The sequence below is a fragment of the Aquabacterium sp. UBA2148 genome, from assembly GCF_002328915.1.
GTDB classification, from domain to species: domain Bacteria; phylum Pseudomonadota; class Gammaproteobacteria; order Burkholderiales; family Burkholderiaceae_C; genus Aquabacterium; species Aquabacterium parvum.
Genome location: NZ_DCXA01000220.1, coordinates 5,407 through 11,756 on the forward strand (window position 1 = coordinate 5,407; position 6,350 = coordinate 11,756).

Genomic DNA, 6,350 nt, shown 5'->3' on the forward strand with positions numbered 1-6,350 from the left:
GGCATCGCGTTCCAGACCAACATCCTGGCCTTGAACGCTGCGGTGGAAGCGGCCCGCGCGGGTGAGCAGGGCCGTGGTTTTGCGGTGGTGGCAGGCGAGGTGCGCTCGCTGGCGCAGCGCTCGGCCGAGGCCGCGCGCGAAATCAAGACCCTGATTGGCGCGAGCGTCGAGAAGGTGGAATCCGGGGCCCGGCTGGTCAAGGACGCGGGTGAGACGATGACCGAGATCGTCTCCAGCGTGCAGCGCGTGACGGACATCATCGGCGAGATCTCGGCCGCAGCGCAGGAGCAGCGCGACGGCATCGACCAGATCAACGTGGCGGTCAGTCACCTGGACCAGATGACCCAGCAGAACGCTGCGCTGGTGGAGGAGGCCGCTTCGGCCGCCGAGAGCCTGAAGGACCAGTCCAGCAAGCTGGCCGAGGAAGTGACCGTCTTCAGGGTCTGAGGCGGTCAGGCGGGCCTGCTGGCCCGGGTGCGCTCGTACATCTCGATGATGTGGCGCCCGGCGGTGGTCGGTGCGTAGCGGGGCGGGCGCTCCGGGCTGCTGCAGCCCGGCAGCACCTCGACTTTGGCGTGGAAGTCCATGTCGAAGAAATAGGCGATGGACAGGCGGTCGCGCCCGCTCGGGTTGAGCACCCGGTGCGGGGTGGAGCGATAGCGGTCGTTGGTCCAGCGCGCCATCATGTCGCCCAGGTTGACCACGTAGGCATCGGCCACGGGTGGGGCGTCGAACCACTGGCCTTGCTCATCTTGCACTTGCAGGCCCCCGGCTTCGTCCTGCGCGAGCAGGGTGATGCTGCCCCAATCCGTGTGGGCGCCGCAGCCAATCTGACCGGGCAGGGCGGCGTCGGATGCGGGCTGTTGGGGGTAGTGCAGCAGGCGCAGAACGGGCATCGGGTCACGCATGAACGCGTCGAAATAGCGCGAGGGCAAGCCCAGACCCTGAGCGATGCCCGACAGCAGGCGCCTGGCGAGTTCCTGGGTTGCCGATTCGTAGCGCTCGATGGCGGCTCGGAAGCCCGGCACCAGGCCCTCGTCGGGCCACTGGTTGGGGCCGTGGTTGGGCGTTCCGGCTTGCACCAGGGGGTCGTCGCGATGGCGATCGACACCGAGGTAGAAGCTCTCCTTGAGGTCGCCAGGGCGCCCCGGCTCCAGCGACTGCCACGCCACCGGATCCCAGCCCCTGTGGATGCCACTGCGCTCGATGTGCCAGCGGGCTTTGACCTCATCGGGCAGCTCGAACAGACGCCTTGCGGCACCGAAGGCGTGGGCACGCACCAGCGGGTCGATGCCATGGCCCACCACGTAGAAAAAGCCCTCGTGCCGGCAGGCCGAGTCCAGGCGCTCGGGCAGGCCTTCGGTGCGGCCGATGTCGATGATGGGCAGGCTGCGAGGCATGGGTGAGCTCAGTTCAGTTTGGCAAGCGTGTCGTGCACGCGCTGCAGAAAGCGTTGGCGGGCTGTTGGTGTCTGGTGGTTCATGCCGTGCAGTTGGAGCCAGCGGCTTTGGCAACGCTTGGCGAACAGCGGGCGCAGTCCGCGCATGAACAGGCTGCGGCCAGGGTCGCCAACCACGCGCAACCACCACCATGGCGCGCCAGACGTGGTGATGCCCACGAAGCAGCGGATGTGGTCCAGGCAGCCTGTGATGGGGCGATGTGGACCTGCGCCAACGTTGAAGGCCACACCGGGCAGCATGACGCGGTCCAGCCAGCCTTTGAGGATGGCGGGCGGGCCGTACATCCAGGTGGGGTAGACGACGATGAGGGCTTCGGCGCGCTTGAGGGCATCGACGTGGGGTTGCAGCGCGGCGATGTTGTCGGCGGTGCGCGGCAGGTAGCTGGCCTTTTCGGCCGGGCTGAGCACCGGGTCGAAGCCCTCGCGGTACAGGTCAAGCAAGGTGACCTGGTGGCCCTGGCTGCGCAGGGCCGCGACGGCGGCCTCGCACAGAGAGGCGTTGTAGCTGCTGGGGTCGGGGTGGGCCCAGATGACAAGGCATTGCATGGGCGTTGACTCGCAAGGCCTGTGCCGATGGCTTGATCAGTTGCTCAGCAAGTCATGCAGGCTGCGGGCCACGACCTTGGTGGCCTTGCGCAGATCGTCCAGCACGAGGTGCTCGTCGGCGCGCTTGGCGTTCGACTCGCGCACCGTGCGCGGGCCGGCGCCATAGATCACGGCGGGGATGCCTTGGGCGCAGTACAGCCGCACGTCGGTGTAGAGCGGGGTGCCCTTGGTGGGCAGCGGCTCACCGAAGATGGCTTCGCCGTGCTTCTGCAGCGCGCTCACCAAGGGGGCGTTGCCAGGCAAGGCTTGCAGCGAATGCGCCAGCAGCAGGCGCTTGATGTCGACGCGGATGCCGGGGAAGCTGGCGGCCGCGGTGTCGATCACGCGGCGGATGTCGGCCTCAACCACCACGGGGTCTTCTTCGGGGATCATGCGGCGATCGAGCTTGAGCACCACCTTGCCGGGCACGACGTTGGTGTTGGTGCCGCCTTCGATGCGGCCGACGTTCAGGTAGGGGTGCGTGATGCCTGGCACCTTGGATGTGACCTGCTTGTAGAGCGTGTTCTGCTCGTACAGCGCGTTGAGGATGCGCACCGCGCCCTGCAGGGCATCGACCCCGGTGTGGGGGATGGCGGCGTGGGCCATCTCGCCATGCACGGTGACTTCCATCTGCAGGCAGCCGTTGTGGGCGGTCACCACCTCGTGGCTGAAGCCGGCTGCGATCAGCAGGTCAGGCTTGGTCAAGCCCTGCTTGAGCAGCCAGCCCGGGCCCAGTTCACCGCCGAATTCTTCGTCGTAGGTGAAGTGCAGCTCGATGCCACCTTGGGGCTGTGCCTGTCCCTTGGCGACCAAGGCGTCCAGGGCTCGCAAGGCGAAGGTGAAGGTGGCGAAGTCGCTCTTGCTGACGGCCGATGCGCGGCCGTAGAGCTTGCCGTCGACCACTTCGCCGCCGTAGGGATCGTGCGTCCAGCCTTCGCCGGGAGGCACGACGTCGCCGTGGGCATTGAGTGCCACGGTGCGGCCGCTGTCGCTGTAGCGACGGCGCACGATCAGGTTGGTGAGGCTTTGCAGGCCGTAGGCGTGCACGTCGTCGGCTGGAACGGGGTGTGACTCGGCCTGGTAGCCGAAGCCGGCCAGCAGCTGCGCCGTGCGCTCGGCATGCGGCGCGTTGTTGCCGGGCGGGGTGTCGGTGGGCACCTGCACGAGAGCCTGCAGGAAGCGCACCTCTTCATCGAAGTGGGCATCGACCCAGGCGTCGAGGGCGTCGTAGGTGGAGGTGGCGGTGGTCATGCGCGGCAGGTCTGCGGTCGATCGGATGGGGTGAGCCTGGAGGGCGTTTGCAAAGCGCTCAGAGCGCGTCCAGCAGGTTCATGAAAGCGTTGACGGCGCGCTGGGCGTCGTCGTTGGTGATGGTCTCCAGCGGGTTGTGGCTGATCCCGGCGTTGCCGCCCCGCACGAAGAGCATGGCTTGCGGCAGCACCTGGTGCAGCTTCATGGCGTCGTGGCCTGCGCCGCTGAGCAGTCGGAAGGCGGGCAGGCCCATCTGCGTGACAGCCTGCTCCCAACGGGCTTGCCAGGCGGCGTCTGATGGGGCGGCGGCCACCGTGAGGTGCAGGTCGCAGCGGATGTGCACGCCACGGCGCTGGGCGATGGCTTGGGTCTGCGCCAACACGTCGGCGGCGAGCGCGTCTCGCTGGGCATCGGTGGGCGCGCGCAGGTCGAGCGTGAACTGGCAGCGACCGGGCACGACGTTGATGGAGCCTTGCGGCACGCTGAGAACGCCGACGGTGCCGACGGACGGGCCGGCTGGCGAGTTGGCGTCTTGTTGTGCGCGGGCTTCAACGGCCAGGATGACCTCGGCCACGGCGGCGGCGGCGTCCTGCCGCATGGGCATGGGCGTGGTGCCGGCGTGGCAGGCGGTGCCAACGGCCTCGCAGCTGAAGCGCTTGGCGCCGTTGATGGAGGTGACGATGCCCAGCGGCGTGTCGAGACCGTCGAGCACGGGGCCTTGTTCGATGTGCACCTCGACGAAGCCGAGGTAGCGAGACGGGTCGCGTTGGAGCGCCTGGATGTCTTTCAACTCACCGCTCAGACCGGCGGCGCGCATCGCCTGCTTGACCGTGATGCCGTCGGCATCGGACAGCTCGAGCCAGTCGGGGTTGAAGTCGCCAACCAGGGCCGATGAGCCAAGGAAGGTGGCGCGGTAACGCTGGCCTTCTTCTTCGGCGAAGCCGACCACTTCGATGCCGTGCTTGAGGCGTCGGCCTTGCGCGTGCAGCGTGCGCACGCAGGCCATGGGCACGAAGATGCCGAGTCGCCCGTCGTGTCGGCCACCATTGCGCACGGTGTCGTAGTGCGAGCCAGTCAACAGCATGGGGGCGGTCGGGTCGCTGCCATGAAAGCGCCCCACCACGTTGCCGACCGCGTCGCGCGAGACTTCATCGAAGCCGCAGGCGCGCATCCAGGCCATCAGCTGGATGGCGCAGGCCTGGTGGGCCTCGCTCAGGTAGGTGACGGTCAGGGGCGGTTGGTCGTCCATGCCGTTGTCCAGGCCCGTGCCCTCGGTGTGGGCGGCCAGGGCCTCGGCCCATTGCAGGATCAGGTCACCCTCGGCGGGCGTGAAGCCGAACTTGTCGTTCAGGCGGATCTCGGCGATGCGGTGGATGTTGCGCAGGCACTCTGCAAGCTCGAAGCCGGCGCTGTTGTTCAGGCGGCGAGCGAAGGTGCGGATGATCTCGGCGCGGGGCAGGCCACGGCCATGCGGGCCGCGCACGGCCAGGATGAAGGGCCAGCCGAAGCGCGCGTTGTAGTCGGCGTTGAGCTGCTGGAGCTGCGTGAACTCTTCGGGGGTGCAGTGGGTCAGGCCTGCCTTGCTCTGCTCGTTGGTGGACTCGGCCGTGAGCTGGCCCGCCACAGCGGCCTTGCCTGCGAGCTCGGGGTGGGCGCGAATCAGCGCGAGCTGGGCACCTTGTGTGGCGGTGCGCACCACCTGCGCGAGCGCGTGCTTGAGCTGGTCGAGGCTGGCGAAGCCGCCGGCGGGCTTGCGTGCCCAGGCCTCGGCTGCGATCCACGGTGAGTGCTCGTAGATGCCGTCAAGCAGGGCCACGAAGCCGGCCTGGTCGGCGGCGTTGATCTGGGCGAGGGTGAGCGCGGGCATGGCGGTGGCTTCGGGGCGGTCGGAGGCGGGTGTGTTCGGGCGAGTTCGCCCACCTCAAGCGTTGGTGGCGGGCGCGGGGTGCGTGGCGCGCCAGTGGCGGGCGATGTCGATGCGGCGGCAGACCCACACGTGCTCGTGGGCCTGGATGTGATCGAGGAATTTCTGCAGGGCGCGCATGCGGCCGGGGCGTCCCAGCAGGCGGCAGTGCATGCCGATGCTCAGCATCTTGGGGCGGTCCAGGCCGTTGGGGTCGCCTTCGGCGTACAACACGTCGAAGGCGTCGCGCAGGTAGGTGAAGAAGTCTTCGCCCTGCGAGAAGCCCTGGGGCAGGCAAAAGCGCATGTCGTTCGTGTCCATGGCGTAGGGCACGATGAGCTGCTGCACGACCTCGCCGTTCGATTTGGTGACGGGCATCCAGAAGGGCAGGTCGTCACCGTAGTGGTCGCTGTCGTACTCGAAGCCCCCGAAGTCGGCGACCAGGCGGTGCGTGTTGGGGCTGTCGCGGCCGGTGTACCAGCCCAACGGGCGCTCGCCGGTCAGCTCCTGGATGATGCGCATGCCTTCCAGCATGTGCGTGCGCTCGGTGGCCTCGTCGACCTGCTGGTAGCTGATCCAGCGCCAGCCGTGGCAGGCGATCTCGTGGCCCAGGTCCTTGAAGGCCTGGGTGAGTTCGGGGTGGCGCTGCAAGGCCATGCTCACGCCGAAGATGGTCAGCGGCAGGCCCCGCTGCTCGAACTCGCGCAGCAGCCGCCACACGCCTGCGCGCGAGCCGTACTCGTAGATCGACTCCATGCTCATGTGCCGATCGGGGTAGGCGGGCGGGTTGAACATTTCGCTCAAGAACTGCTCGCTGCCGGCGTCACCATGCAGCACGTTGTTCTCGCCGCCTTCTTCGTAGTTCAGCACGAACTGCACGGCGATGCGCGCGCCACCGGGCCAGCGCGCGTGCGGCGGGTTGCGGCCGTGGCCGATGAGGTCGCGGGGGTAGGGGCTCGACATCGTGGTGGGTGGCGTCGTTTCAGGCATGGGCGCTCAGCTCTGGCGTCGGGCGATCAGCGGAGGGATGTGCGGCGCGCGCGGGCGCTCGGTGAGCTGGTGCTCCACCGTCATCAGGTGGTCGTCGACCAGCGCGGCGGCGGTGTCGGCGTCACGGGCTTCGATGGCCTTGAGGATGGCGATGTGCTCGGC

At 68.3% G+C, this 6,350-nt stretch carries 6 protein-coding genes; 1 reads left to right on the forward strand and 5 read right to left on the reverse strand.

The window, feature by feature from the left end:
- Window positions 1–447: methyl-accepting chemotaxis protein (locus B2W70_RS12445; protein WP_286746106.1), on the forward strand; the 447-nt coding region annotated here is incomplete at its 5' end.
- A 5-nt stretch (window positions 448–452) separates the two neighbouring features.
- On the opposite strand, the gene B2W70_RS12450 is transcribed toward B2W70_RS12445, so the two are convergent.
- The 5 genes from B2W70_RS12450 to puuE are packed head-to-tail and all read right to left on the reverse strand — an operon-like array spanning window position 453 to window position 6,188.
- On the reverse strand, window positions 453–1,400 hold the full coding sequence (locus B2W70_RS12450) for an isopenicillin N synthase family dioxygenase (protein ID WP_286746107.1): 948 nt from the start codon (window positions 1,398–1,400) through the stop codon (window positions 453–455).
- Window positions 1,401–1,408: 8 nt separating this feature from the next.
- On the reverse strand, window positions 1,409–2,005 hold the full coding sequence (locus B2W70_RS12455; protein WP_286746108.1) for an NAD(P)H-dependent oxidoreductase: 597 nt from the start codon (window positions 2,003–2,005) through the stop codon (window positions 1,409–1,411).
- Between the two features lie 36 nt (window positions 2,006–2,041).
- Complete coding sequence (locus tag B2W70_RS12460; RefSeq protein WP_286746109.1) at window positions 2,042–3,295, reverse strand: M20 family metallopeptidase; 1,254 nt, start codon at window positions 3,293–3,295, stop codon at window positions 2,042–2,044.
- Between the two features lie 58 nt (window positions 3,296–3,353).
- Window positions 3,354–5,162 (reverse strand): 2-oxo-4-hydroxy-4-carboxy-5-ureidoimidazoline decarboxylase, encoded by a 1,809-nt coding sequence (gene uraD, locus B2W70_RS12465; RefSeq protein ID WP_286746111.1) that lies wholly within the window; start codon window positions 5,160–5,162, stop codon window positions 3,354–3,356.
- Between the two features lie 54 nt (window positions 5,163–5,216).
- Window positions 5,217–6,188 (reverse strand): allantoinase PuuE, encoded by a 972-nt coding sequence (gene puuE, locus B2W70_RS12470; RefSeq protein ID WP_286746113.1) that lies wholly within the window; start codon window positions 6,186–6,188, stop codon window positions 5,217–5,219.
- Window positions 6,189–6,350 lie beyond the last annotated feature (162 nt).

What these genes read in the sequence shown, in the direction of transcription:
- B2W70_RS12450 (WP_286746107.1), bottom strand. Translation starts at nt 1,400, where the DNA reads ATGCCTCGCAGCCTGCCCATCATCGACATCGGCCGCACCGAAGGCCTG.
- B2W70_RS12455 (WP_286746108.1), bottom strand. Translation starts at nt 2,005, where the DNA reads ATGCAATGCCTTGTCATCTGGGCCCACCCCGACCCCAGCAGCTACAAC.
- B2W70_RS12460 (WP_286746109.1), bottom strand. Translation starts at nt 3,295, where the DNA reads ATGACCACCGCCACCTCCACCTACGACGCCCTCGACGCCTGGGTCGAT.
- uraD (WP_286746111.1), bottom strand. Translation starts at nt 5,162, where the DNA reads ATGCCCGCGCTCACCCTCGCCCAGATCAACGCCGCCGACCAGGCCGGC.
- puuE (WP_286746113.1), bottom strand. Translation starts at nt 6,188, where the DNA reads ATGCCTGAAACGACGCCACCCACCACGATGTCGAGCCCCTACCCCCGC.